This is a genomic window from Anaeromicropila populeti (genome assembly GCF_900112775.1).
In the GTDB taxonomy this organism is placed as follows: Bacteria; Bacillota; Clostridia; order Lachnospirales; family Lachnospiraceae; genus Anaeromicropila_A; species Anaeromicropila_A populeti.
On the sequence record NZ_FOYZ01000041.1, the window covers coordinates 1 to 1638 of the forward strand.

The 1638-nt window shown below is 35.0% G+C and carries 2 protein-coding genes; both read right to left on the minus strand.

Annotation, left to right across the window (positions count from 1 at the left end):
* Positions 1 to 1295, minus strand: a 1295-nt coding sequence (locus BM305_RS18700; RefSeq protein ID WP_143099235.1) for an endo-1,4-beta-xylanase, incomplete at its 3' end; no start/stop codon positions are given.
* 16 nt (positions 1296 to 1311) lie between these two features.
* Positions 1312 to 1638: cellulose binding domain-containing protein (locus BM305_RS18705; RefSeq protein WP_177214816.1), on the minus strand; the 327-nt coding region annotated here is incomplete at its 5' end.

Genomic DNA, 1638 nt, shown 5'->3' on the forward strand with positions numbered 1-1638 from the left:
TGAAGGTATTTCTGCGCATTTACATTTTTAATATAATACCAGCCATCGGTTAATTTTACAGTACTTCCTATACCTGGATTAGGGGTACTGGTTGGGGTTGAGGTTGGGGTTGTAGTACCACCTCCCATTGAATAACCTGCATCAAAGTATGCTTGCAAAACAGATGTATAAGCTGCTTTTTTTGTATTATAATCGCTGTACAATAATGGTTTGTCACTAGAACGCCATGACGTATTATCGGTCATTCCCCACCATATAAGAGCTGTAATGTTACCACCTGATTTTTTAACATCTAAAATTGCTTTCATTAAGTTATAGTAGTACGTTGCCTGTGTAGTAAAATCTGTACATCCTGCATCAAGCTCTGTTATCTGAATTTCAAATCCAGCTTTTGCAAAGGCTTGTAATGCACTCTTATAGTAAGCTACAGATGGAAATGATGTACTTAAATGAGACTGCATACCTATACCAGCACAAATTTTACGACTAGAGTTTACATAGTTAATTAATGTAATAATGTCATCTACTTCCATGTATTCGTTATAATCATTGTAAAACAGTGAAACTTTATTTGTTAAGCCATAATAGCTTAATGTATCATAAGCATATTCAAATGCCTGTTTTACAAAGGCACATTTTGGCCCAAGATTATTTCCATAAATTTTTTGCCAACCAGATTTATCTGCTGATGCATGAAGATATTCGTTAACAACATCCCATGCATAAATTATTTCGCTATATTTACTAGCACAGCAATGACCAAGATAGGATTTAATAAAAAACTCCATTCTTTTATTCATAACAGTCTGGCTTACATAACTTCCTGTCCGAGAATACCCTGTTCTGAAATACCAGTCTGGTGTCTGTGCATGCCATAGCAAAGTATGCCCACGCATATCTAAACCTTTTTCATAACATGCCTTCATCATATTATCAACTGTTGTAAAGTTTAATGTTGGCACAGTACTTTCTGTATAACCATCAGGAATATAATACCCTAAGGCTTTTGCTTGAGAAACTGAAATTAAGCTATTTGATAAAACATAATCCGGTTTCATTTCGTTTCCAACCGTAATACTGTTATATTCCTTAGCTGCATAATTCAAAATGGTACTATTTAAAATTTCAGATGCAACTAATGCTGTACCTACATGTGGTATTACATTTCCATATGTATTTAGTAAATTTGCATTAGATGGAACGGTTGCTGCTTTTGTCTTTGCAACTGGTGTAGCTGCTGTTATAACACCGATTGCAAGACATAACGACAAAATAATACTAAAAAACCTTTTCATCTTTATTCTCCTTTTCTTAACTAAATGAATAATTTACAGGTGTATTCTTATCACTTCCAAGTGTTGCTGTAAAATTAATCGTAACAGATGATCCTGGTGCAAGCGTTGTATCCCATGATGGATTCTTTACTATCACTTTTGTTCCAGACTGACTTGATAATTCTGCACCCCAAAGACTATTAATGGTACTATTATAGTCAAATTGTAATGTCCATCCATTATATGTCTTGCTTGAATTATTCTTCAGCACAATCTGTCCCTGGAAGCTGCTTCCCCAATCACTAACCACCTTATATTCACAAGTGATTCCACTTGGCAAAGAACCAGATGCGGTTGGCGCTGG